Genomic DNA, 26,470 nt, shown 5'->3' with positions numbered 1-26,470 from the left:
CGCTAGCTGCCAAGGTCAGTTTGGCGCGAGACCAAAGCCAAGGTAGAATGCGCAGGAACTGGCCGAAATGTAGGGTACTATAAACATGTTATTAGTGGTACTAGGTTATGTCTGGCCTGAGCCTGATTCATCAGCCGCCGGACGGCGGATGCTGAGTTTGTTGCAGTTGTACCGGCAACAGGGTTGGCAGATCATTTTTGCCAGTCCGGCCGAGCAGGGCCCGCATCGGTTTGAGCTGGGGCAATGGCAAATTGAAGAAAAACAAATTCCACTGAACGACAGTGCTTTTGACCAATGGTTAAGCCAGTTGCAACCGGACGTGGTGTTGTTTGACCGCTTTATGCTGGAAGAGCAGTTTGGCTGGCGGGTCGAAGCCGCTTGCCCACAAGCAGTACTATTGCTCGACAGCGAAGATTTACACTGTTTGCGCCAGGCGCGCCAGCAGGCCTATGTAGCGAAGCGCCCGCTACAACAAACTGATTTATATAGTGAAATGGCGCAGCGTGAAATCGCGGCCATTTTGCGCTGTGATTTGACCTTCACCATCTCGCGTGCTGAAATGACGTTGTTAACCGAACAGTTTCAGGTCCCTGCCAGCCAACTGCTGTATTGCCCGTTTTTACTCGACGAGCCGTTGTTAGTGCCGGGTGCTGACTTTAGCGAACGCCAACATTTTATTAGCATCGGCAATTTTCGACATGAACCAAACTGGCAAAGTGTGTTGTGGTTAAAACAGCAAATTTGGCCGTTAATCCGGGCACAGTTGCCCGGCGTCGAGTTGCATATCTATGGCGCTTATCCACCACCGAAAGCAACTGCTTTGCATGCGCCCAAACAAGGTTTTTTCATCAAAGGCTGGGCTGAAAACGCCCATCAGGTGTTGCAGCAAGCCAGAGTTTGTCTGGCACCGCTGCAGTTTGGCGCCGGGCTTAAAGGCAAATTTATCGACGCGATGCAAACCGGCACGCCCAGTGTGACCACCGCTATTGGCGCTGAAGGTATGGGGGACGGCAACACACTGCAGGATGCATGCTCTGACCATTGGGCTGGGCTTTTAGCAGAAACCGCTGAGAATATCGCCGCAGCAGCAGTGAGGTTGTATCAGGACGAGCAGCTCTGGCATACCAAACAACTGCTTGGATATCAGATTTTGCAGCACAATTTCGCCCGATCGAAATTGGAACCTGCCATTTGGCAGCAGCTGGAAAGCGTGCGCCTGCAACTGACCGAGCACCGGGCGCAGCATTTTTATGGCGCGATGCTCAGATTTCATCATCACCGCAGTACCCGTTTTATGGGGCAGTGGATTGAAGCCAAAACTAAATTGGCGGCGTTGCAACAGCAGCTAGCGCCGCCAGAATTAAAGGAGTCGATATGACCCAGCCCCACATCAGCCTGAGCGCACTGGTGCAATTACTGAATACCGAACTTGTAAGTAGCAGCATCAAAGATTATTGCCCCAACGGTTTACAGGTTGAGGGCAAAACCCAGGTCAAAAAAGTGGTGACGGGCGTGACCGCTTGCCAGAAATTACTTGATGCGGCCATCGCGCAAAACGCCGATGCCATTCTGGTGCATCACGGTTATTTCTGGAAAGGCGAAGCCAGCGAAATTACCGGCATGAAAAAACGCCGTCTGCAAAGCCTGCTGCGCCACGACATCAGCTTGCTGGCTTATCATTTACCGCTGGATGTACATCCGGTTCTTGGTAATAACGCACAGCTGGGGCAATTGCTGGGCCTGAGCAATATCCGACCACTTACGACAGTTGAGCCGCGTGGCGTGGTGATGTTGGGGGATATTGCTGTGCCTGCCAGTGCAGCTGAGATTGCCGCGCAACTGAAGCACTTACTGGGGCGCGAACCTTTGCTCCATAACGCTGGCGGCGCTCAGATTCAGACGCTCGCCTGGTGTAGCGGCGGTGGACAAGGCTACATTCAGGCAGCTGCTGATGCCGGTGCTGAGTTGTTTTTCAGTGGCGAAGTATCCGAGCAAACTATTCATTGTGCTGATGAGCTGGGCATTCATTTTATCGCCGCTGGCCATCATGCCACGGAACGTTATGGCATTCAGGCGCTGGGGCAGTGGCTGGCTGCACAGACCGGGATTGAAGTTTGTTTTATTGATGTGCCCAATCCGGCCTGAGTGGATGCTGCGCTGGTTCTGTCACAGGCAGCCAGTGGCCTTGGCTGATCCGGTCTCATGACGGGTGCCGGTGCGGTGTTCGTCAGACATCAGCTGTCCATATTGTTGCACCAGCCCCATGTATTCGTAAAAGACATAGCTGAGCGCATGCAGGCTCTGCGCCGTTGGCATCCAGCCCTGCCAGCCGATATCGGTGGTGTTTCGGCGGACATAAAAGTCGGTGGGGGCGGCAATCACCCGGCCGTCATAGTGGGCAAACCAGTTGCAGGTCCGTGGCATATGCATGGCTGAAGTGACCACCGCGGTGGGCTGCTGCGCAATAGCTGCAATCAGCGTTTGCACTTCGCCCCTGGTATTGCTGGCGTTGCCATGGCTGACAATTTTCGCTGGTGCAACGCCCATGGCGATGGCATATTGCCGGGCAAATTCGGTATGGGATTGGCTTCGTTCGGCGATATGACCACTGACATGCAGCACCGCTTGCGGATAAAGATGCCAGAGACGAATTGCTTCACTTAACCGGGCTAATGAACAGGGTTCAGCTTTGCTGGTCAGTGGTAAAAAGCTGCTGTCCTGATGATTGCAGCCGAGCACCAGAATATGCGCCAGCGATGGTGTTGTTGCTGTTGTAGCGGTAAAAGCCGGATAGGCCAATTCCAGTGGTTTCGCCAGTTGGTCAACGAAAGGCTTGGTGCAAAATAGCCAAAATAGCAGGAAAGTGATCGATGCCGCGCGTGGTAACCGGCGTTGTTGCGGTAATTGCGCTCGCCACTGCTGTAGCACGGTAAATAGCAGCAGCGCCCAGATGATCATCACCGGCGTCAGTAACAGTTTGACAGGAAATTCCATAACTTTATGACTAAAACCTATGACTAAAAAGCAGACTGACCGCAATTTTGACAGCATCGCTGCCAAATTCCAGCAGAATATTTATCAGACCACCAAAGGCCGCTTGCGCCAGTTGGTGCTGCAACGTGATCTTGCTGAATTTGCATCATTAGCGACACCAACACAAATTCTGGATGTCGGCGCCGGGCAAGGACAACTGGCATTGTGGCTGGCGGCGCGTGGCCACCAGGTGCGGCTGACTGATTTGTCGCTGGAAATGTTGCAAATGGCGCAAGCCCAGGCCGCGGAGCAGGGTCTGTCGGCACAGGTAAGCTTTGCCAATCTTGGTTTGCAGCAACTGGTACCAGAGCAACAACAATATCCGGTGGTGCTATGTCATGCAGTGCTGGAATGGCTGGCCGATCCGCAAGCTGCTATTGCTGATTTGTATCAACTGGTGGCGCCAGGCGGGGCGTTATCGCTGATGTTTTACAACGTTGACGCGAAACGATTTTCCAATATTGTCTATGGTAATTTTAACTACGTGCTGCGCGATTTAGCCTATAAAAAGAAAGTCAGTTTAAGCCCGCAACAACCATTGAATCCACTGGACGTAGTGGCCTGGTGCCAGCAACAAGGTTTTATCCTGCACAGCAAAACCGGCGTGCGCTGTTTTCACGATTATCTGCGCGACCGTTCCGAGCAGGAAACACAATTTGATAAGTTGTTGGAAGTGGAACTGAAGTACAACCGCACTGAGCCTTATGCGTCCTTGGGGCGGTATCAGCATTTGTTGTTGTTGAAGCCGCTGTGATATTAGCGTTTTGCTTTGCGGCAGCTGTCAGTCGTTACCAGCGGCACGGGTCACAGCAACGCAGACACGCCATCAATACGTCCCTGTAGGCTCTTCTGCGGCGTTCCGGTGTTTTGCAGTGCAAAACACGTTCAGTCGGCAGCAAGTCAGATTACTGACTTGCAGAGATCCCGACTTCACCCATGCCGCAGACGGTCTGCTTATGCTGCCACCCGGCCGCTATGGCGTCTTGAAAGACATTTTTGTGCAAGACGCGGAGATACCGTTTAATTTTGATCTGACCCTAAATTTCAGTTAGCTTGACCCATCGATTACCATGAAAAACGATAGAACTCGCAAGTTTTATGCTGTAGAAAAAAAGATTTACATCTCGTTGGGAGTCATTATGTATAGCCATTCGGAACTCAATATACTTCGTACATTCGCTTTCATCTCAATCATCTGTCTCATGCCAGGGGCTGCTTTGGCCGTTGATGTCACTCAACTTTGGGATTTTAGCAATCCTGAGCTTAGCGAAAAACGCTTTCGTTTGGCGCTAAACACCGCGGTGGATGATGATGCCCTGATACTGCAAACCCAGATCGCCCGAACTTACATGCTGCGAAAAGATTTTGAGCAAGCTCGCACAGTGCTAGGGGCAATTGAATCGCGTATATCAGAGGCAAGCGCTGAAGCACAGGTTCGATATTGGCTGGAACTTGGTCGTAGTTATGCTTCACATCAGCACAGCGCGGAGTCGCAAACACCCGAGTCGAACCAAATGGCTCGCGCCGCTTTCACCAAAGCACTCGCTATCGCCAAAGAAGCCAAGCTTGATGGCCTCGCCATCGATGCCGTGCATATGTTTGTGTTCGTCGATAAAGATCCGCTTGAGCAATTGGCGAGGGGGCAAGAAGCGCTGGCGCTGGTTGAGGCGTCCGAGCAACCAGAAGCCAAACGCTGGAAGGCCTCCGTGCTTAACAATATGGGTGAAGCATTCTTCGAACTTAAACGCTTTGATGAAGCATTAACGCATTTCAAGCTGGCCTTGGCGCTGCGACAGAACGGTGGAACGCCAAAAGCTATTCGTGATGCCCATTGGCAAATCGCGCGGGTGCTGCGTGTCTTGAACCAAACGGACGAAGCTTTGGTAATCCAGCTGCGGTTAGAAAGTGAAAGTGAAGCTGCCGGCGAACGCAAAGGCTACATTTTTGAGGAATTGCAGCTGCTGTATCTAGCCAAGGGAAATGCGGAGCGCGCCAGGCACTACGAAACCCTGACGAAATCTCTTGCAGGAAAAGCGCATTGATAAGATGTTTATCAAACCATGCCAGCCTACACAGCTTCTCGGTTCGGCGTTATTGGAGTTTGATGTTGAGTCTTGTTTTTTCTTATTTTGGTTGGATGTCAAAACGCAATCTATAACCCTCTACATACACGGCCGCCAAGACCCTTTGCACCAGTTAAAATAGGATTGCAAAGTGAAAGGCCTAATGTGATGCCCCAAAAATCGTGAATAGGTTGTAAAAAGACGCTGGCTACAGAGTCTTTAAATAAAATTACTGTTTATGCTTGTGCGGCTTTAAATCTGGGTGTTTCGGCTGGTTTTCTGGTGTTACGCGCCTTCTTTCATCTGGCGTACCGTCATTTTTTTTCGGTTTTGGTCCAGGTTTTATACTCATGCTCAATAAATCCTTATGCGGTTTCGGTTTTAGTCAAGAGTAAAACTAAGCGGTTGCTTAACCTCATAAGATATATTGGTTTTCTAGCCTCAATTTCAAGTTTTTAAAGAAAAAAATTTCTAAGATCGGTATTTGCAGATCTTTTCTGGATAAGTCTCTCTAGATAGTGCAATAAAACTAAATCCACCGGCTATTTTGTAGCATGTTCTACATTTTTATTGTAGAACCAGTGTCTTGTTGTTAGTTGGTTGATAGTGACGAGCTGCACGGGCAACAGCAACGCAGACACGCCGTGATTACGTCCCTGTAGGTATTCTGCGGCGTTCCGGTGTTTTACTGTACAAAACACTGGAGCGGCGCTACCACTATGGAGAATTGAAAGACATCGTTGTGTGATTAGCGGAGATTCCAATTTACTTTGATCTGACCCCAAATTTCAATTTGATTATTCTGAATGTCTCCTGTACAGCAAACCGACGGAAATTACCTATATCCGACCGGTTTGCTCGTAAGATCATAATTAGCCATTATTTTTTCGTGCAGGCTCTGGTGGCGGCGGTGGAGGTGGAACTTTCCCATTCTCTCTGATTACGCGGATGGGAGGTGGTGGCGGGGGGGCGGGCTTGTTCACAACGATTCTCCTTCATTGGTTCTGTGCTGATAAAGTATGTTTCACTTAATATAATACTAGACCGTGCGTCGGAATGTTCGCTAACCAGACTTTTTGCTGTTTGTTCTTTTTTATTAGTTGCGATGTCAAAGTTACCCGCATAAAAATAAACATAAGTAACAGCTACTAATATTGCAAGTACTGCAAGGTTCTGATTCAGCGCCGTCCACTGGTCACCGCGATAAGAGTTCACTTTCGCATTGTAGGAGGCGCATCGAATATAGTATTCATCGATTTGTTCAGTGACACTCAAATTAGTCTTATCTTCAGGGGTACAAGTGTCTTCGTCGCATTTGTTGTTAAGGTGGTACTCCATTAAAACGGTGCGATGTTCTTTAATTTTATCCAAAGTCGGTAATGTCCAGTATTCGTGGCCATAAAAGCAGTTTTTAAATCGATACAAGACTAAAACCAATGCAAGTAGAACAATTGCAAAGAGTCCTCCCAACAATAGATGGGATGAGTCAGCATCAGATTGATAATCTTTAATAAAAGAAGCAAGGATTGCAATAAGTGAGACTGTAATAGCGAATGGGATCTGCAAGAGACTTTGCATTCGGTCTCTACTTGCCAGTTCGTGAAAATGTTGCTTCTCATAAAACTCTGATATGTTCAGATGCAAACTCCTTTTGGTTGAAGCGTCTGTACGTAATTTATGTACAATAATAAAGTAGCAATTTGTTTGTATCTAAATCAAGTGTGCTGACCACTTTATTCTATAGTGAAAAGTCTAATTACTTATTTCTTTTTGCAAGGAGTTTATGTGGACAAACTTCAATCAAACTCCACCTGATACAACAAATCCACCGAGTCATTCAGACCACTCACCGCTTCTAAAAACAACTTGCGAGCCAGGCGGTAGCGCAGGGTAAATTCGCCAACCTGGTTAAAAATGCCCATGCCGTATTTCAGCTGCAGTTTTGGGGAGAGATAACCGCTGACCATTACTTTGGAGGTGTCGCCGCTGCCGGCGGTGTCGAGGCTGAGTTCGCGCAGGCCAAACACTTCGCCGAGCTGGCCGACTAATTTGCCGCTGCTGGCGATGCCGATGCCGATAAGGCTGGTAGTGACGGATTTATCCGAGCTGCTGCTGGTTAAATCGCGGCCTAATAGTAAATAGGCGAGGGCGTTGGCTTGTGGTTTGGCCGGGGTGGAAAACACTTTAATCACTGGATTGTCGGTGAGTCCGTCCACCTGAATACCGGCAATCACGCCATCTTCGGTTTTTTCCGGGTTGCGGATAGCTTCAATCGCCATCAATGGTTGATCGGCCGGGCCGTTAAAGGTCAGTTTGCCTTTGCGTAATTGCAGATCCTGGCCATAAGCCCGGAAGGTGCCGTCCCGTAGCGCAACCTGACCATGAATGGTGGGCACCAGTCCTTGTTGGCGAATTCGCAGCACACCCTCTAATTTGGTTTTGAGGCCAAAAGCGGCCAGGCGCACGTTTTCGCCCAGCGTTAAGCGCACGTCGGAGCTCAGTTTCCAGGGCGGTAAACCAGAGCTGTCGACGATAGCTGCAGTGCGGATCACTTCATCATCCGAGACCCGAATGGCGTTTTCTGGTAAAGCGTCGACTTCCATTTTGCCGTTTTCCAGCAACACTTCGCCACTGAGCAAACCGCCTTGTGGCTCGGCGCTGAAAATTAAATCCGGGCTGAAACTAAAACTGGCGTTGGGTAAATGCAATTTCAGTTTTTCACCCGACAGTTGCACCGTGCCGTACCAAGCGTTGGCGACTTGCCAGTTGGCATCACCGCTGATATTCAATGGACCATCCGGGGTGCGTAGGGCGCCGGATAACAAGGCTTTGCGATCAGCAAAGGCCAGTGTTAGGCTCGATTCGCTGATTTCCATCGGTGCCTGGCGGCCATTTAAGCTGAGGTTTTCCAGCTGGATTTGACCTTGCAATAATGGATTAGCAAGCGCGCCGCTGGCACGTACATCGCCGTTCAGTACTGCGCTGAACTGACTGAATTCACTGAAGATTGGCTGTAAAAACGCCAAATCAAACTGTTGCAACTGTAGTCTGGCATCCAGTTGTTTATCCGGTGTATCGAGCGCAGTCAGGCCGAATTGCAGGCTGGCGGCTTTGTCATCCACCAACTTAAATTGCAGATTGGCATTCAGCTGCTGTGGGTTCAGACTTGCCTCAATCAGCAATTGCTGCCAGGGGATCTGCAACAGGGAGGTGCTTTGATATTCCATCTTACCGGCGCCGCCTTGCAATTTAAGCTGTGCGGTGGGTAACTGCCCTTGCTGCCAGTTGAGTTTGATATCACCATCAATAGCGCCGCTGAGGCTTTGCTCGTCGGCGAGGAGCGGGTTGACCGATGCCAGTTCAAAGTTGCTCAGCGCCAGCTGTAACTGACCTCTTTTCAGTGACACGTCTTGTAACGGCTGCATACAAAGTCCGGCGGATTTATCTTCCAGACAAAATGCGCTGAGCGATAACTGCTGTTTGGCCAGCGACCAACTACTTTGGGTCGGCTGATTGAGCTGCCAGTCGCCTAAATCCGATTTTAACCGTAGTTCCTGCCACTGCGCCTGCCAGTTGTTCGCTTGCAGTTGGCCGGTCATCGCCAGCGCGGCGTGCAGTTGATGGCTATCGAGCAGTAAATGGCTGTCATGCTGTTGCCGGTTACCACTGAGTTGCCAATCCAGTTGCTGCAACTGCAATCCGGGTGCCTGACCTTGTTTCGCAATGAGCGACATACTGCTGGCTTTTTTGCCCCAGTCGACAATTTTTGCTTTCAGTTCAATGCTACTGAGCGCGTAATCATCCTGATAATTCAAATTGCTACCGGTAAGTAGCAACGCCAGATCCGGCTCCGCCGCCGGGCCACTGACGTTAATTTCTCCAACAATCTGGCCTTCACTTTGGGATACTGAAGCAGCGAGATCGCTGATATTGACCTTTACCGCCAGCTGCCATTGTTGTTCAAGACCGCCGCTGATGCTCAGTTGATTCGGGCCGTGGCTTAGCAACAGTTGTTCGGTATTCAGCCGCCAATGGTCAGTTTGTTGACTGGCCTTTAACGCACCTTTTAATTGCAGGGGTAAGTCGCGAATAGTACCTGTGATATCTAAAGCTTCGACGCCAAGTGCCAGCTGCGGCTGCAGACCAGCGGCAAGGTAAAAACTGCCGCTGAATTCGCCGCTATAATCAGTCCAATACAGGCCGGGTTGAATGTTCTTTAGTTGCCACTGACTGGTCAGCTGTTGTTGCTCTAGATCATAAAGCCCTTTGATGATCGCGCTGCCATTGAGGGTCTCAATTTGCAGTTCATCCAGGAATAACTGTTTTGCTGCAGGTTGGTAAACGCCACGCCATTGCAAGGCGCTATTCGGGAAATCGGGAATTGTCGCTTTGAAGCCGCCGCTAAATTGCTGGTGGTCCAGGCTGCCTTCTACGTCCAGTAACACACTGCTGGCGTGATAAACGGCACTGGCGGCCTCGACCAATGGCCAGTGGAGGGCGTCTGCTTTGAGCTTCAGGCTAAACGGCAGTTGTGGCCGGGTGATGTCAAGAGTCGCACTAACACTGGCTTGCTGCATACCTGACATCAGCAGTTGCAGCTGCAGTTTTTCCAGCGGGCCGCTGAGCGCTCCTTCTACCAGTTGGTTTGGCACTAACTCTGGCAGCTCTGCCCTAAAGTCGCCGGTCAACGAACCTGCACCGTCCAGTTGCCAGTCCAATTTGGCATTAGCTTTCAGTGCCGGCGCTATTGCGATCAATTCGCTGAGCTGAAGCTGCCAACGCTGTTGTTGCAAACTGGCCGACATATTCAGCGTTTTTAGCTGCAATGCTTGCTGTTCGGGCTGGATGCCTGTTTGTTGCAAGCTGACATCGGTTAGTTGCAATACGCTTAGGTCGAGAGCTATTGGCAACTTCAGCGTGGTTAAATCTGGCATCCGAAATGGGGCGTCTTCGGTGCTGGTTTCAGCGCTGCTGACCAGCTGCACACCTTGAATTTGCGTCGCGGCCAGCGTTAATTGTTGCTCGGCAAAACTCCCGGCACTTTGTAAGCTGGTGATGTGGCCTTGCAGTGTCGGTAAGTGAAAATTGAAATCGCTGCTGGTCAACGCATCAACCTTTAGCGACCAAAGCGGGCTGTTTTGAGTGGCTGTTGCATCACTGCCTGTCGTTTCAGCACTGCCTGTCGTTTCAGCACTGTTTGATATTTCAATCGCTTCGCTTGTGGCCGGTTCAGTCGCAGCAACCGGCGCCGCCGCCATTACTTCCACCTTGCTACCAGTTAAGGTCAGATAATCCAGACATAACATCCGGCCGCTAAAACATCGCCAGTCCAGTCGGGTTTCCAGCCGCTTGATGCTGATTTTTATCGCATCGTCTTTGTATTCAAGCTGTTCAAACACCGCGCCACGCCATAGATCGCCGCTGACGGACGCAAACTGTAGTCCGCTGACAAACTGCGGTAATAATAATCTGGCGAGTTGCAGACTTAAGTTAGTACCGGCAATCGCCAGTACCACCAAGATCAACATCAGCAGGGTTAACAGGGTGGTTTTCAGCCAGTACCAGCGCACACTCATAATTCTGGCCCTAAAGTAAAATGTAACCGCAAGCCACTGTGTTTATCGCTGTTCACCGGATAAGCCAGATCAATCCGTAACGGGCCAATCGGCGAAGCCCAGCGCGCACCAATGCCGACACTGTGTTGCCAATCCGGGCGGTCATTCCAGGCACTGCCGTGATCGGTGAACAATGCCAGCCACCAATCGCCTTTGATCCGATATTGATACTCCAGATTGGCTGTCGCCAGACGAGTACCGCCGATCAACAGGTCGTCCGCGTCAACCGGGGAAACTTCCTGATAGGCAAAACCACGTAAACTATTATCGCCACCGGCAAAAAAACGCAAAGACGGTGGAATATTCAGTACTTGCTCCTGCAGAATGACCCCGCCATCCATCCGTACCAACCAGCGTTGGTCTGCTGACCAGCTACCAATCCAGCCAGCACGGCCCCGTAACCGGACAAAATCGGTATCGGACGCCAGCGCTTTGTTGGCCACTTCCATCGACAAAGAGTAGAAGTCGGCTGTTTCCGGCATATTGCCGCCGCTGTTAGTCCCGCGGCTGAAACTTATACCGGGTAGCAATAATGTCGACTGATCGTCCTGACTGCCCTGAACATAGTTTTCGTATAAAGCGCGGACCGATGCCGTGCGGTTCCAGCCACTTTTTAACAACCAGTTACGCTCTGCCACCAGGTTAATTTCCTGACTGTCGGTATCCAGATCATCAAGCTTGGTATAGCGAAAGGTAAACTGGTAATAATCATTGGTGACATTGCGCAAAGGCATTTTGTAGCGCGTTTCCAGCTTTTGCTCAGGGTTCGACAGTGCCAGTTCGCTGGATAAACTATGGCCGCGATCATTCAGCCAGGGTTTGTCCCATTTGCCTTTAATGCGCGCGCCTTTATCTGTGGTGTAACTGGCATAACCAATACCGGCTTCAACGATGTTGCGCATCGAAGGTGTCAGCTCTACCCGCAGTGGTAATACGCCGTCTTTGCGGTTCTCGACATCGGCTTCGAGGTTAATGCTACTAAACCAGTTAGTGGTACTGAGCGCCTGACTGAGCTCACCTAATAAGCGGGCGGAATAGTGATCGCCTTTACGAAAGGTCAATAACGAGCGCAAGCGGCCACTATTAATTTGGCTGCCATGAAAGGTGATGTCGCCAAATTTGTAGCGCACGCCGCTGTTAAAAAACAATTTCACCGTGCCGCGGCGATCGCCCGGGGTGACGATGAGTTCGGTGCGTTCAAATTTAGCATCAAAAAAGCCTTTGCGATTGGCCAGACTCAGCAGCTCGCTTTTGTAGTTTTCGTATTTGCCGTGATGCAGCCGTTCGCCTTTTTTCGGCGCGGCGTTTTTCAGCAGTTGCAGAAATTGGGTATCGTTGGCGGCACCACCGATAATCCGGATGTCGTTGATGTCGATGTAGACATATTTATTGGCAGTAATTTTGGCATGTAGCACATAATCTTTGCCTTTGTGCTGGTCTTCAAAATCGACCACCACCTGATAATAACCAAGACCCCGTAGCGCCAATTTGATATCACGATTGACCCGGTTTTTAAAACGAGCCGAAGGGTTAATTTCACTGGCTGCAATCGACAACAAATAAAGCTCGATATTTTGTTTACGCTCGCCGGTGACACCGGAGAGTTCGATGCGATTTGCGGCATAGGCGGTGGCTGGTAAACCGGTTGCCAGCGTTAACAGTATCAGCAACCAATAACAGCGCTTGGATAAAGCAGAAAAAATAATTTTCACTCCCTGTGATTGCAGAAAAAAGGGCACAGCTGTAGCGGCAGAGATTAAATCAGGCTCAACTCAGAGCGAGTATGAGCCTGAAAGTTCCTATTCTGCAATCAGACTGACTGAATTAACACCTTAAACAACAGGCGTTTCGTCGTTTGTGGCTTCTTTTACCACTTCGGTTGCCGCAGTTTCAGTCGCTTTGGCATCAACCGCGGCTGCTTCAGCCTGCAGAATTTGATCCAGCTGACTGATTTGCTCACAAATGATCCAGTCTTTTTCATCGACCCAGTTCTGCGCGCCGTTTTTCACGGTGCGGATTGGCACAATGTACCGGCAGCTGGTTTGCGGTTTCACCGAGGCGAAAATTGGCACAAAGCCAAAATTCAGCGCCGTTTCAATTAACGCCTGTTGGTTGTGCGGGTCAATGTCGGCTGCTTCGTCGATATAAATCGGGATCCGGTATTTGCCGCGTTCCCGTTCTGCCAACAGCTGGCGGATAAATAACATACCGCACAATAACTTAATGGTGATCCGGGTGCCGTTTGAACCCGCCGAGTCAATTTTATCAAAATACTCGACATCACCGGCACGATTGACCACTTTAAACCGGATATCGAATAAATCCGATAATGTCAGACCGGCTTTGTCGCTCGCTGCCTGAATTAAATAATCTTTGGCGGCGTTAATTTCGCGCTCGTCGGTGGTCACGCCAGGTGCTAATAAATCCAGCGTGTCGCCTTGTTGATACGCATCTGAAGTGGTCAAGATGGTATCTATATGGCCGACCAGCAGTTTGCGATCAACAATTTCGATTTTAAAATCTTGCAGGTTAGAAATCTGATGGCGCCAAATGCCGCGGTTAAAGCTATTGAGCTCGCGGTGCAGCCGGTCTAAATCCGAGCGCAGGCCTTTAAGGGTAGAAGCCACTTCAGTTAAGGCTACCCGGGCCCGGCGTTCAATGGCTTCACGTTCTTTATCCAGGTGATGGAACGCCTGAATAAGCTTCTGATACTTGGCGTCTTCGTCAGTTTCAGCTTCAAACTTGCTGATGCCGGCGTTAAAAATAAACAAATAGGTATTTTTAACGTTGATTTCTAATAGTTTGAGTTCCTGACAATGTTTATTGTAGGAGCGTAACTCGTCGGCCAGATTGTCATATTCCAGTGTAATTTCAATCGGATAAGGCGTAACGCGGCCGCTGTAGAAATCGAGCTGAAAATCAATCCGTTCTTTTTTCTCGTGTTCAATACGCTCTAACTGACGTTTCAGCTGATCTTGTTTGTTGGTGACCAGATTACGCCGATCCGACAAACTGCTGGCTTTGTGCTGCACTTCAGAGAGCTGCTCGTGCAGAATTTCTTCTTCGCGGTCCAGCTCGTCGACTAAATCTTGCTGTGGATCACGCAGCTCGCGCATTTGCTCGAAGCGGGCGAAGCGTTTTAAATCTTCTTCCGCTTGTAGCATATCGGCATATAACCGCTCTTTTTCGCGGGTTTTACCGGCCAAATCCTGCGCTACTTCTTCTTGTTGTTCTAAAGTTGCCAGGGTCAGTTGCAGCGCTTCAATTTGCTCTTTGAGTTGAATTTTGCCTTCAACGCCGGTCATATCCGGTGCTGATAAATGCGCTAAGTCAATCACAGCGCCTTTGAGGTGCAATTTGCCCTGCCGGAAACAATCGGCCAACTGACTTAATTGTTCACCAAAAGCATCGTCATCACTGATTTGCACATCGCCGCCAGTCGCGGTTGATAACGACAATAAATCCGGGTTCAACGCTTTAATCAGCTGCTGCACTTCTGGCAGTGACAAATCCTCGCGCAAGCGTGAGTAAAGATTGTATTCGAGGTTTTTCAGCTGCAACTTTAAGCTTTTCAGCTGCTTTTGCGTCTGCGCTTGTTGATGCGCCAAAGTCACCGGATTGAGATTAGCCGCACCTTGTAGACTGTGGCTCAGCGATTCATAACTCTGCCGGATATTGGTGAGGTTCGACTGTAACGTTGCGAGGTTGGTTAGACCAAACCGCTGCGCCAGCGTATCGTGCTCGGTAAACCACTGTTGTAGTTCCAGTTTACGCCCAGACAGTTCCTTAATTTGGCCAACGTATAAACGCTGTTTATCTTCAAGCTGACTTTTTTCGCGGTGCAGCTCTTCTAAGCTGCCGGCCAGTTCTGCTTGCTGATCGTCAAGGTAACTTTGAAACTCCACCAAAGCGCGGTCGAGTTTTGGCGCATACGCAGCCAAACGACCTTTGAGCACCGAGCGGTTGTCGATTAAATTTTCTAAAGCTTCAACTGCTTGTTGCTGATTTTCCAGCGCTTTCAGTTCACGTCGGTCACGATTAACCTTTTCAAAAGCATTGTGCCAAACGGTATAAAAATCGACTTTCGGATCGCTTAAATGCCGGGCAAATACTGGCAGTAATAGTCGTTTTACATCCTGCGCCGTCAGGCGGTGCAGGTTCAGAATACGGCGAAAGATGTCTTTGTAGACCGGCGCATCGCTAACATTAGTCAGCGGGATCATCCGCAGGTTAATTTTGCTGTCATAAGGCGTGGCACCGCCGGTCAGCATCGAGTTCAGCTCAGACGGTTTCAGTTCCAACGGATCAAAGCCGAGTTGGCGTAAATGATGATCCAGCTTGTTGTATTTGATAATGCTGTTATTGACCAAATAATGGTCAAGGTTCAGCTTGCCGTTGTAGCAAAAATACTGGTACTGATAACCGGCAATTTTACCTAGGCCTGCCACCCCAATCACCACCGGGCCGTTTGGCAAGTTGGCTTCCAGCAGAATGTAACTTTGGTCGGTGCCAAAATAGAATTTCCGGGTTTCGTCCAGATCGTGGCCATCCCATTCGGTCAGCCGTAAATCGTTAATCAGTGGAAACTGCAGCGCATTAATCACCGAACTTTTACCGGTATTGTTTGGGGCACAAATGGAGGCGGAATTATCCAGCGGAATGACACATTTGGCGTAGCCGGCGGTATTAAGAAGCGCCAGCTTGGTTAAGCCGTATAACTCAGACATCGGCTTGCTCCTGTTGCTCGTTAGAAGATTCACCCGGGAATTCAGCAAGTTGGTCTACTGCCATTAATGCATCCAGGTAACGGTACACTGGCGACAATAATTTAAAATGTTCACCCTGCGCTTTAGCAAAACCGTAACGTAGCATGCGGTTCATCACTTCCCGTTTTAGGTCAGTGGCCGAAAATACTTCCAGCTGCTCAAATAAATGATATTGCTGCTGCAAAATGCTGGCGAGAATTTCGTGACTGATTTCGACTTCAAATAATGCACGTAGTGGATCCTGGCCTTGGTCGGCAAAAAACTCCACCAGCGCATAAGTGGTCAGCGCAAATAACCGTGAAATTTTGCCCATATTGACGGTGGCGTCATCAACATCAAAATGAAAATAACCACGGCTGTCTCGTTTGAGCTGGTTACCTAAAGCGGTAAAGAGCGCAGCATATGCTTCTTCGTTGGTATCGAGCTCTTGCCAGAGGGCAAAATCCTGCTCGCTGATATGATAACCGGTGCTGAGTTTCTTATGAATTTCAGCCAGTTGGGTTAATTGTTCCAATTCAATCTGCATGCATTAAGTTCCGGAAGTTGCAGTGGGCACAAAAGGGTGGAGCGTCAGGCGATAGCCGTTAACTTCAAGCGTTGAGTACTGCTCAAGATGCTGAAGTTTCAGGGTAGGGGCGCGGCTAAGCTCCTGATATAAAAATAACAATTCATCAACTGGCAGTTGCGGGTAGCTTTTGGCCAGCCATTTCGATAAATCAGTATTGGCTTTTTGAGTGCGAGCCGATTTTAACACTTCGGCCAGGTCCGGCACCCGGATATTGGCGTTGTCACCCGGATCAACCTGCTCCGGCATCTGATAAGCTTCGTCCTGGTAATCAACCAGTTCCGCCATATAACTGGTGATCTGATTGGCCGAGCCTAAGCTGAATTTCTGATGATCCGAGCTGAATTTTGGTACCAGCTGTTCCAGCGTCGGTTCCAGGCCTTTTTTCCTAAGATGCGCTAGTAGCGCACTGGCGTTACGCGAAATCAGCGTGTTTTTACGCAGTTCTTCCCGCAGTGGCATAAGCACGTCGGTGCTTCGGATAAGCGCTTCACGGCCAATCTGATTCATGTCGAGCAAACGGGTGCGCAGCTGCACCAGCGGCTCTTTTTCACTTTGTAAAAAGCCGGTTTGTTCGATATTGAGGATTAGTTCACTCAGCTGATGTTCCAGTGCCTGCATGCTGTACTGAAAGGGCGCATTGATATCGATCATCTGCAATACAGGTTCGATGTATTCGTCAAATGCTTCCATCACCGCGCTATAACGTTTGGCGAGGCTTAGTTTGGCGTCATCAGCTTTGGCCTTTTCGACCAGATGCATAATGGCACTTTCGTTTTTGCGAAAATGTTTCACCACTTCACGCACCCGTTCATCCATTAAACGGATAAATCGGCGCATTTCGCTGACGTCTTTAGTGTCGGCAGCGGCTTTTAACTTGCCGCGTAGCCGGTCTAAATCTTCAATCCGACTTTGGATATCGCCAACGGTACCCAACTGATGTTCCTGAGTCAGGAATTGAATAAACTCCAGCACCGCCCGGTTCAGTTCGAGCTGACTGGATTTGGCCAGTGGGATCAGCACTTCATGCTGCAACAAACGTTGCGCTTCCCGGAACACCTGTTCGCTGCTCAGGCTTGGTGAGTTGCGCTGAATAAGCGCCTGTACATCCTGAAAACTAAAACTTCCAAGCGTACTGCGGCTGACCAGTGTTTCTAATACCGGCCAGTGGTCGTCCAGACATTTGATGATTTTTTTTGCTGATAGCATGAACTTGTAACTTTTCGTTAAAAAATTAAAGGATATCGACCAAAGTATGACCAGTTGCAGGTAGTGCGAAGTGGCTGGCAGTGATAGAATGCCGCCCCGCCAATAATGCACTTCCACTCACAATAAGCTGGTGAAATTTTATGTTAAGTACGGTAATACTGGGCTTGGTAGCCCTGGCATTTGTGCTGATCGTTATAGAGGATATTATCCACGTAAACAAGGCAAAAACGACACTTTTTTTCGGTACTCTGTGTTGGATCCTGGCCTTTATCTTTCCAATGCACGGTGCTACAAGTGCCGAAGTCAGTGAGCAGCTGAACCATAACCTATTAGAAATAGCGACTTTGTGGCTATTTTTGATGTCAACTATGACTTTTGTCGCTTATCTTAACAGCAAAGGTTTTATCGCCCAGATGGTGCAACGCATGTTGCCGGCGGAATTATCTGAACGCCGGCTGATGTTTATCATTGCCGCTTTTGCTTTTGTATTCTCGTCTTTCGCCGACAACGTCACTGCTACTTTAGTGTCAATTGCAGTGATTGCTTCGTTAAAAATGGAAGTGAAAAAGCGCATTAAATACGCCACCTTGATCATTTTTGCCGTCAATAGTGGTGGTGTGTCGTTAATCACCGGTGATGTAACCACGCTGATGTTCTTCCTTGCAGAGAAGGTCACCATCGCCAACTTGTTGTTATTGGTCATCCCGGCATTTTTTGCTGTAGCGGTATTGGCGATTCTGTTATCCCGCGGTATGAACGACCGGATCAAAATTGAAAAGTCGACCAAACCGATTGAAAAAGCCGATGCCATTATTGCCGGTATTTTCGCCGCGACCATCGGCTCGACCTTATTATTAAACATCCTGTTTCAAATCCCGCCGGTGCTGACCTTCCTGTTTGGCCTTGGTATTATGTTCTTAAGCGCCCAGTTTTTGCTGCGCAAGAAAACCACCCAAAGCATTTTGAATTATGTGCGGGAAGTTGAATTTGAAACGCTGCTATTTTTCCTCGGCGTATTGTTGTTGGTGGGTATTCTTAAAGAAATCCATTTCCTCGATCATTTCACCAGTCTGTATGCGGTATTACCACCAGTACAAGCCAATTACCTGATGGGCTTAGCATCATCGCTGATTGACAACGTACCGTTAACTGCAGCGCTTCTGAAAGCGAATCTGACGATGAGTCCAGGTGAATGGCTGATGCTGACCTACGCGACTGGGGTCGGTGGTTCAATTCTGATCATCGGTTCAGCGGCTGGTATTATTGCGATGAGCAAAGTCAAAGAGCTGACGTTTGGCAGTTATTTCAAAATGGCTGGTTATTTACTGTTTGCCTACTCGCTGGGTTACAGCGGTGTGTATTACTTCGGCCAGTTCGCCAGTTAATGCTGAATTATGACTGTTAAGCTGAGTCTGGGCTCAGCAAACAGTCTTGTAAACAACGGTGCTTCGGCGCCGTTTTTTTTGGTTTAAAATCATTTATTTACAAGCTATTTACTGCGTTGGTTGACTGAATAATTCAGATAGACATCTAAAAGTCTGTTGCCTTAGGTAAAAAACTACAGTAAGGTAGCGCCGTCAATCATATCTGATAGACCAGAAGAGGAGCGTTCACCAGGTAGTTCAGCGCAGGTTGCTATAAACCGGATACTGAATGAGGGGGATGAACGCCGAGGATGTTACGTCGTAGCAGCGTAACGTCCGGTCAAAAGGGCTGAATCCCTGCGACTGTCACCTGAAACCCGGTGGAGAGCTTCTGGCCTTTGTTCGTCTGCAAGTAGACAGCATGCCGGCTCGCGCCTGGTTTGCTGTGTCTGATTGTTGCGCTGCAAATGCCATGCTCTGCTTATGTTTTTTATAAGGAGAGAAACCTTGTCAAATCTGAATTCTGCGGCGTCTGCTGCATCCTTATCTCGTGAAGAGCAGTCTTCATCCAGTTTGTCTTATCAAATCATCGTCGCCAAATTTGGCGGTACCAGTGTTGCAGATTTTGCAGCTATGTCGCGTTGTGCCGATATTGTGCTGGCCGATCCAAATATTCGGTTAATAGTGGTCAGCGCCAGTTCTGGCGTCACTAATATGCTGGTCGAGATGACCAAACAAACCGAAGCGGCAGCGCGTCTGAATGCTTATGCCGGTGTTGAACGCATTACCTATGCCGTGCTGCAGCAATTGCAGCAACAGGCTTTGGTTGGCGCAGCTATTGAACAGTTGCTGTTAGAACTGAAAACGCTAGTGGATTTAAACCGCAGTTACTCTGATATCGAAAAAGATCTGGTGCAATCCTTCGGCGAGCGGTTAAGTTCAGTGTTGTTCGCCCAGGTATTGGCCGAGCGGGGCGCGCCGGTCAGCAGTTTTGATGTGCGGCGGGTGATGCGTACCGATTCACGTTTTGGCAAAGGTGAGCCGCAAATTGACACTATTGCCGCCTTAACCAGCCAGTATCTGCAGCCGTTGTTAACCCAGCAGCTCATCGTTACCCAAGGCTTTATCGGTGCCGACAGTCAGGGGCAAACCACCACGTTAGGCCGTGGTGGCTCTGATTACAGCGCGGCAATTTTGGGCGAAGCAGTTGGGGCGAAAGTGGTACAAATCTGGACCGATGTAGTCGGCATTTTTACCACCGATCCAAGACTTACCGATCAGGCACGGTGTATCCCGGAAATTAGTTTTGATGAAGCGGCCGAAATGGCGACTTTTGGTGCCAAAGTATTGCACCCGGCGACGCTTATTCCGGCGATGCGGCAGAATATTCCGGTGTTTGTTGGCTCCAGCCGCGAACCTAATGCCGGGGGCACCTGGATTTCCAAACAAGTCGACACCAAACCTTCTTATCGCGCTATTGCGCTTCGAAAAGCGCAAACCTTAATTACCGTAAAAAGTCCGGCGATGCTCCATGCGGCAGGCTTTTTAGCGCGGGTGTTTGATATTTTGAGCCGTCATCAGATTTCGGTTGATTTAGTCACCACTTCAGAAATAAGTGTGGCATTAACATTAGATGATGCACCGGGCAGCGCTTTTACTCAGTCGATTGAACCGGCGTTGGCTGAACTCAAAGCATTTTCTGAAGTGACGGTGGAGCAAAATCTGAGTTTAATCGCGGTGATTGGTAACCATTTACATAGCACCCGCGGTGTCACTGGTTCATTATTTCAGGCACTGGAAAAAATCAATATGCGACTGATTTGCCATGGTGCCAGCCGCCATAATCTGTGTTTTCTGGTGCAGGATGGCGAAGCGGCCGGTGTGGTGAAAGAGCTGCATCAGGCTTTATTCTGAGCAGAACGATAGCTGTGAATTAACGATAAAAAAACCGCCAGCTGGCGGTTTTTTTAATTAAAGGATTAGCGAAATATTAAACAAACAGCTGTTTAAATTCGTTAAACAACACCACAAATTCCGGTGAACGATAGAAATCAGTGGATGGAATTAAACCCAGGTCAGCATAAGGTTTCAGTAAGGCAGCCATATCGCCATCGGCGTGGTAACGACCCTGTTTGATGGCCGCGATCCGGATAAAATCAACATAAGAAGGGTGCGCAGGCTTATAGCTGTCTACATCCCATTGTTCGGCTACTTCAATCAGTTCACTTGGGAAACCCCATGAGGTCAGAATATTCGCGCCAATTTTTCCGGAGATATTGGTGATGGATTGTTTAATAAAGGCTTCGTCACCGAAAATTTCCAGTTGACGCTCAGCTTCGGTCAGGATCGGTAATGCGCCGATATTGTGGACTAAGCCCGCCAATGTCATGGTGTCGAAGTTCACTGCCGTGTGTTTAAACGACGAGTTATATTGCTGCATTGCTGCCAGCGCAAATGCGGTCAGTTCCAGAGTTTCCGACCAGACTTTTTCCATTTGGGTTTTGACAAAAGCCGACTTCGATACAAACAACTGTTCCATCGCCATCGCAGTGACTACGTTTTTAATGTAACGCAGACCGATGCGGGTAGTGGCTTGCTGTAATGAATGGACATGCACACCACGGCCGACAAAAGCGCTGTTGGCGATTTTCATAATACGAGCCGATAACGCCGGATCATGTGAAATCATGTCTGACATTTTGGCGAGGTTTACATTTGGATCATCTGCCATTTTGCGGATTTTCAGGGCGATTTCTGGCAGGCTTGGTAAAACTAAAGTATCGGTACGAATTTTTTCAATCAGGATAGTCAGTAAGGCATTTTGCGCAGTCATATTAGAACCTTGTAACAGCTTATTTGTCATTGTTGGGTAATGCTTCTGGCTTGATTATTATCTATTCAGAACAACTTTCACAGCAGGGCAGAAAAATAAAAATAGTGCTGAAATTTTACCCGCTTGTTGCCTTTTTCTTGTGTTGGACAATTGAAAGGCACTGCGTTTGTCAGATGTGTAAAAATGGGCTTGGAAGCACAATATCTTGTTAGAATTTCGTCAATAGAGTTCGTTGATATTGATTCGGCTCTAATTTCAGTCCTAGCTGGCGGATTTTATCCTCAAGTTGGATCAAGTCCAGCTCGAGTTCCTGCAGATTCAGTACGTTATCATCAAGCTGCCACAATTGGCGTGAACCATGATAGTTGTACAACAAGATGATGATTGCATCGACATTGTTGTCGCTGGCCGCGCGTTTAAGGGTCGTTAAACGGCGGTTGATCAGGTTCAGTTCGTGTTTGAGATCCCAGACATACGCCACTTCATAAAAATACGCTGAGCTTTTTAACCGATGCAGACAAAAAGCAGCAATACCGCCGCCGATGCTGACACCAAGCAAATTTAAAAAGAAATTATCACCGGCGGCAGAACCAAAATACAACACCAGCAAACTGGATATTCCGACACCGACCGCCGCAAAAAAGGCAATAGCCGACACAATAATGACGTTTAAATGACTGCGGTAGGTGTCTTTATTAATGTCTTTTAACTGCATAAGAAACCCTGTACTGCTAAGCCGTTGATTAATATTGCCATTCAGTTAAACCTTCCGTCATGTTCAGCTGATGCCAGGATGGACGTTGCCGCAATTGATCGGCAATCCACTTTAACCTTGGCCAGGCTAACGCGGTGTTTGGCATATTACGCGACCAGCGCATATACATCGTCAGTAAAAAATCGGCAGCGGTTGGTTTATCGCCGGTTAACCATGGGCCGTGCTGGGTCAAATGTTGCTCCAGCCGATCCCAGCAGCTTTCAATTTTATGCTGCAGTGCCAGTTTTGTTGCTGGCGGATATTCGGTTAATCCGAGATCTGCCGGATAAAACCATAACCGGAACGTCGGTGCCAACTGATTGGTCAAATACATCAGCCACTGGATAAATTCGGCGCGTTTTGCAGAAGCTGGTTCTGGCGCCAGTCCGGCTTCTGCATGTTGTTCTGTCAGATATAACACAATGGCTGCAGATTCACAGAGATAACGTGTGCCATCGAACACAACCGGTACCTGACCACTAGGATTGATCGCTAAATATTCAGCAGATTTTTGTTCGTTTTTGGAAAAATCGAGTTGATGCAGGGTAAACGGCTGTTGCAGTTCCAGTAACAACCAATGGACGACCAGGCTGGCAGAGCCTGGTGAATAATATAATTGGTACATAGCGCGTCCTTTCACCAATGATTTTTTTCATTTTTGCCTAACTGCCGCTTAATGTAAAGCAGCTGCAGGTTGATTTATTCGGTAAAACAACACTTTGAGCTGCACATTACAGTGCTACGTCTGCAGCAGCCAGACCTGACTCCGCCGTCTTGGTCAACTCAAACAACTTGTCCCGAATACGCCAGAAGCGGCCATCTTTACGGGCGACAATGGCGTCCGGTGGGCGTAACCTGTGACTTTGCGCGACGATAAGCGCCACCGTTTTTATCTCAAATGGCCGATGCCGATCCGGCAGATGCGGCGGTAGAAATAGCGTGGCAAAACGAAGTTTCTGTGCCTTGGTCTGAATGGGCCAGAATTCATGAATGTGTTGATTGTCGTCATTGTGATAACTGATTTTTAGTTTTTGTGCGCCTTTCACATCGGTCATGACGGACAACTCCATCCGCTGGGGATAGATGATCAGTGCGTCTTTGAGTTTAAGTGCTTCCTGTAGCTTTTTATCGGGATCCACCAAAACCGTCTGACACTGGTTGCAAAATTTGGCGGCAATATCATGTTCAGCGCCACATTCCAGACAAAATTTCGCCCGGAATCGATAACCACATTCGTGAATATGCGTTGGATCACTGCGATCAAACCCCTGACAACGCCGGCCATAATGTTCCAGTACCAGGCCATTGATGTCGGTTTTACCCCAGAAAGTATTGGCAAAACGGCACACCGGACAATGCACGGTCACCAGTTCACTGTCGGAAGCCGGTGGCGGTGTGCCGACTTCAGGAGAGTACAAATCATACATATTGCCGGCGTAATCCAGCACCAGACAATCAGTTTTACCCGGCGCCAGACGCAGGCCACGACCAACAATCTGTTGGTACAGGCTGACCGATTCGGTTGGCCGCAAGATGGCAATTAAATCAACATGCGGGGCATCAAAACCCGTGGTCAGCACCGCCACGTTCACCAGATATTTCAGCTGCTGCGCTTTAAAAGCGGTCAGTAGCTGATGGCGTTCCGCGGATGGTGTTGTTGCCAGGATCAGCGCCGCTTCGTTTTGAGGTAAATAACCCAACACTTCACGGGCGTGCGCGCTGGTAGCAGCGAAAATCATCACGCCACGACGGGTTTTAGCGTAGTGCTGCACCTGATTAATAATTTGTGGCGTGACTCTTTTGGCACTGTTAATGACTTCCGCCAGCTCATCTTCGCGAAAATAACCAGCCGCAGTGGGTTTTAACCCGGAAAAATCGTAGCTGAGCAGCGGCGCATCCAGCACTTTAGCTGGCGTCAGGAAACCCTGATCCAACAGATAGCGAATAGGTAATTCAAAAATACAAAAGCGGAAAAAACGCGGTTCCTCACTGCGCACCAGGCCGCGGCTGTGATACTGGTAAATAAAACCCAGCCCCAGCCGGAATGGGGTGGCAGTTAAACCGAGAATTTTAATACCGGGGTTCTGTTGTTGCAGATGACTAATCACCTGGCGGTAACTGCTGTCTTCGTCTTGCGGCACCCGATGGCATTCGTCGATGACTAACAAGCTAAAGCTAGCGCAAAAAGCATCCAGATTACGTGCGACTGATTGAATGGAGGCAAATACCACCTGATCGCCGGTTTCTTTACGACCAAGCCCTGCGGCGTAAATACTGGCGGTCAGGCCATATTGCTGATATTTACTGTGGTTTTGCTCCACAAGCTCTTTGACATGTGCCAACACCAGCACCCGCCCTTTGGCGAGGCGGGCCAGTTCAGCAATCACCAGGCTTTTACCGGCGCCGGTCGGCAATACCACCACGGCTGGGTCAGCCTGCCGTCGAAAGTAATGCAATACCGCTTGCACGGTTTGTTGTTGATAGTCTCTTAGCTGATACATTTCTGTCGTTTTATCAGATCCAATCTATACCCTAAATCATTGACGTTGCAAATGGCCACGGTGGAACCGCGGCAACTGAACGAACCTGGAATGCCAGTCCGACCCGGAGCATAGTAGTCCTATGTGACTGGCCGCGCTGGCGTCCCAGTCGGACTGACGCCTCAGTGAATGAAGGCGGCCAACAACCCTGCAACTGCAAGGATGACGGGTATAGTTATTGCAAACCCTGATGGCTAAATAACATCGCTTTTTCAGCGAGGAAAGCCGCTTTGATTTGCTTTTGCTCATCGCCCCAGATACAAGAGCGGGTGCCAAGCGCTTCTTCGCAACTGTCTGGTTTACCGATGATGGCGGTGACTTCATCGTAAGACATACCGGTTTTCAGCAGTTGGTAGTTGTCCATAGATAATTTGCTGCAGCCGGCCAGCGCGATTAACATCAATACAGCGGTGAGCTTTTTCATGGTTATTCCTATATTTATTGTATGAATTGTTGTTTTAAGTGTTGTTCGTCATTGCCTGGTCTCGCAACATCTGGGCTTCACTCTGCGCCGATTTAGGGTTGTCCGCTGATAGCGCCAGCAGTTGTATTTTCCTCTACCGGCAACAGCGGCGGTGCAAATCGCCGAATTTGCAGCACCAGCCCGAGGTGCGGATGATCCAGATAATGCACTTCGCCAATCAGTAAACGGGTTTGATCGTTGCTGTGATAAGTGCTGAGTTTGCTGCCATCAGCGCTTAACCGCCGCAAATTAAAGTCAGTTTCGGCGAACAACATCCGCTCGCTGTACACTTTCACCAGACCGTCTAATTGCCAGACCGGACTGTCGCTTTGTTGGTTAAATGCCGGTTGTAATTCTGCCAGTGGCGTCGCCGGATTTTGCGCCAGCGCTTGTTCTAAAGCGCTGATTTGCTGCAACAACTGACCTTTGCCGTCTGTAGCTGGCGCTACAGCATTGGCTTTGGTTCGACCATAATAATCAAACTGTTGGCCAAAATTACTGCCGGCAAACCAGCGGTAAGGCCGTGCCGCACGTTTACCTGCCAGCGGTTGCCGCCAGGCGGTGTGTAACAGCAGTTGATGATGACCACGCTGTTTCAGCTGATAAGCTAAGTCTTTGAGTTGTAAAGCACTTTCTGGAGCCAGATAAGGCTGTGGCTGATGTAGCTCCTGACCTTGAGGCGTGAGCGGCAGTTGCGCCGGAGGTTGTTGCCGGATTTGCACTGCGCCCGGCAGCGTTACATTGAGATTTACATGCAAAGTTGCATTTAATGCCGCGCTTATCATTTGATGATGATCAAGAGCGCATAACTCTGGTAACGGCTGATAGCCGTCAGACAGCGGTAAATTAATTTTCGCTTGTTGGAACTGATAAGCCGCTAAGCTGGCTTCATTGGTGGCAAATAACGGCGCTGTGACATCTGCTGTGGCAAGCGACAACTCAGGATCTGAATTAAAAGAAACTTCCGGTTTTGGACAAGCCGGTGCAGCCAGCAAAATGGCGGTTAAATCCGGTTGATATAACGGACTTAATAAATCGACACTGCCAGTTGTCACTACTTCGGTGACCTTCGGCGGAAACTGTTCCAATAACCGCTGACTATTGTCCCGGCTAAACGCCAAAATCTCAATTTCAAACCATGAAGTTTCGATACTTTGCGCCTTGGCATTTGGCAGTAGTAGCGCAGGCGCCAGCAACAGAGCTGCGACCAGGTTTTGGCCTGTACTTGCGTTGAAAGGTCGCGTCACTGGTGTTAACTTTTGGAC

At 49.1% G+C, this 26,470-nt stretch carries 19 protein-coding genes and 1 riboswitch; of the genes, 6 read left to right on the top strand and 13 right to left on the bottom strand.

The annotated features are described in order from the left end of the window. Positions 1–85: 85 nt before the first annotated feature. Complete coding sequence (locus A5320_RS08545) at positions 86–1,378, top strand: glycosyltransferase (protein ID WP_068063489.1); 1,293 nt, start codon at positions 86–88, stop codon at positions 1,376–1,378. Next, entirely contained in the window at positions 1,375–2,145 is a 771-nt protein-coding gene (locus tag A5320_RS08540; RefSeq protein WP_068063487.1) for a Nif3-like dinuclear metal center hexameric protein, read from the top strand. The genes A5320_RS08545 and A5320_RS08540 overlap by 4 nt, the downstream gene beginning before the upstream one ends. Before the next feature lie 21 nt (positions 2,146–2,166). Here A5320_RS08540 and A5320_RS08535 read toward each other — a convergent pair whose 3' ends face one another. Beyond that, positions 2,167–2,994, bottom strand: a complete 828-nt coding sequence (locus tag A5320_RS08535) for a YdcF family protein (protein ID WP_068063486.1) — start codon at positions 2,992–2,994, stop codon at positions 2,167–2,169. A 19-nt stretch (positions 2,995–3,013) separates the two neighbouring features. On the opposite strand from A5320_RS08535, the gene A5320_RS08530 reads away from it, so the two are divergent. Then, positions 3,014–3,787, top strand: a complete 774-nt coding sequence (locus A5320_RS08530) for a methyltransferase domain-containing protein (protein WP_068063485.1) — start codon at positions 3,014–3,016, stop codon at positions 3,785–3,787. Positions 3,788–4,103: 316 nt separating this feature from the next. After that, the gene (locus A5320_RS08520; protein WP_157605743.1) at positions 4,104–5,075 is read left to right on the top strand and encodes a tetratricopeptide repeat protein; all 972 of its coding nucleotides are present in this window, start codon (positions 4,104–4,106) and stop codon (positions 5,073–5,075) included. A gap of 900 nt (positions 5,076–5,975) precedes the next feature. Here the strand turns inward: A5320_RS08520 and A5320_RS08515 are convergent. From A5320_RS08515 to A5320_RS08490, 6 genes are all read right to left on the bottom strand, one after another. Next, positions 5,976–6,674, bottom strand: a complete 699-nt coding sequence (locus A5320_RS08515) for a hypothetical protein (protein WP_068063479.1) — start codon at positions 6,672–6,674, stop codon at positions 5,976–5,978. A gap of 218 nt (positions 6,675–6,892) precedes the next feature. Then, positions 6,893–10,672 (bottom strand): autotransporter assembly complex protein TamB, encoded by a 3,780-nt coding sequence (gene tamB, locus A5320_RS08510; RefSeq protein WP_068063476.1) that lies wholly within the window; start codon positions 10,670–10,672, stop codon positions 6,893–6,895. Next, positions 10,669–12,381, bottom strand: coding sequence for an autotransporter assembly complex protein TamA (gene tamA / locus A5320_RS08505; RefSeq protein WP_068064775.1), 1,713 nt, complete (start codon positions 12,379–12,381; stop codon positions 10,669–10,671). Before tamA ends, tamB begins: the two co-directional genes overlap by 4 nt. A 162-nt stretch (positions 12,382–12,543) precedes the next feature. After that, positions 12,544–15,438, bottom strand: coding sequence for an ATPase (locus A5320_RS08500; protein ID WP_231916684.1), 2,895 nt, complete (start codon positions 15,436–15,438; stop codon positions 12,544–12,546). Further along, positions 15,431–16,003: a condensin complex protein MksE gene (locus A5320_RS08495; RefSeq protein ID WP_068063470.1), complete on the bottom strand. Its 573-nt coding sequence runs from the start codon at positions 16,001–16,003 to the stop codon at positions 15,431–15,433. Before A5320_RS08495 ends, A5320_RS08500 begins: the two co-directional genes overlap by 8 nt. Positions 16,004–16,006: 3 nt before the next feature. Beyond that, a complete protein-coding gene (locus tag A5320_RS08490; protein ID WP_068064772.1) occupies positions 16,007–17,251 on the bottom strand; it encodes a hypothetical protein in 1,245 nt (414 codons plus the stop codon). A 140-nt stretch (positions 17,252–17,391) separates the two neighbouring features. On the opposite strand from A5320_RS08490, the gene nhaD reads away from it, so the two are divergent. Together nhaD and lysC are read left to right on the top strand one after the other, a co-directional pair. Further along, a complete protein-coding gene (nhaD, locus tag A5320_RS08485) occupies positions 17,392–18,636 on the top strand; it encodes a sodium:proton antiporter NhaD (protein ID WP_068063466.1) in 1,245 nt (414 codons plus the stop codon). Positions 18,637–18,842: 206 nt separating this feature from the next. Beyond that, positions 18,843–19,014: riboswitch (Lysine riboswitch) on the top strand. Between the two features lie 108 nt (positions 19,015–19,122). Further along, positions 19,123–20,529: a lysine-sensitive aspartokinase 3 gene (gene lysC / locus A5320_RS08480; protein ID WP_231916683.1), complete on the top strand. Its 1,407-nt coding sequence runs from the start codon at positions 19,123–19,125 to the stop codon at positions 20,527–20,529. Between the two features lie 76 nt (positions 20,530–20,605). On the opposite strand, the gene A5320_RS08475 is transcribed toward lysC, so the two are convergent. From A5320_RS08475 to A5320_RS08450, 6 genes are all read right to left on the bottom strand, one after another. After that, positions 20,606–21,448: an HDOD domain-containing protein gene (locus A5320_RS08475; RefSeq protein ID WP_068064766.1), complete on the bottom strand. Its 843-nt coding sequence runs from the start codon at positions 21,446–21,448 to the stop codon at positions 20,606–20,608. A gap of 208 nt (positions 21,449–21,656) precedes the next feature. Continuing rightward, positions 21,657–22,163 (bottom strand): DUF3087 family protein, encoded by a 507-nt coding sequence (locus A5320_RS08470; RefSeq protein WP_068063465.1) that lies wholly within the window; start codon positions 22,161–22,163, stop codon positions 21,657–21,659. A 28-nt stretch (positions 22,164–22,191) separates the two neighbouring features. Continuing rightward, a complete protein-coding gene (locus A5320_RS08465) occupies positions 22,192–22,827 on the bottom strand; it encodes a glutathione S-transferase family protein (protein WP_068063464.1) in 636 nt (211 codons plus the stop codon). 106 nt (positions 22,828–22,933) lie between these two features. Further along, positions 22,934–24,703 (bottom strand): DEAD/DEAH box helicase, encoded by a 1,770-nt coding sequence (locus A5320_RS08460; RefSeq protein WP_068063462.1) that lies wholly within the window; start codon positions 24,701–24,703, stop codon positions 22,934–22,936. 214 nt (positions 24,704–24,917) lie between these two features. Beyond that, the gene (locus tag A5320_RS08455; RefSeq protein WP_068063461.1) at positions 24,918–25,166 is read right to left on the bottom strand and encodes a DUF3862 domain-containing protein; all 249 of its coding nucleotides are present in this window, start codon (positions 25,164–25,166) and stop codon (positions 24,918–24,920) included. A gap of 92 nt (positions 25,167–25,258) precedes the next feature. Beyond that, the gene (locus A5320_RS08450) at positions 25,259–26,452 is read right to left on the bottom strand and encodes a CsiV family protein (protein WP_068063460.1); all 1,194 of its coding nucleotides are present in this window, start codon (positions 26,450–26,452) and stop codon (positions 25,259–25,261) included. Positions 26,453–26,470: the final 18 nt, after the last annotated feature.

This window comes from Rheinheimera sp. SA_1, from assembly GCF_001669775.1.
In the GTDB taxonomy this organism is placed as follows: domain Bacteria; phylum Pseudomonadota; class Gammaproteobacteria; order Enterobacterales; family Alteromonadaceae; genus Pararheinheimera.
This window is presented reverse-complemented; position numbering and strand designations above follow the sequence as displayed.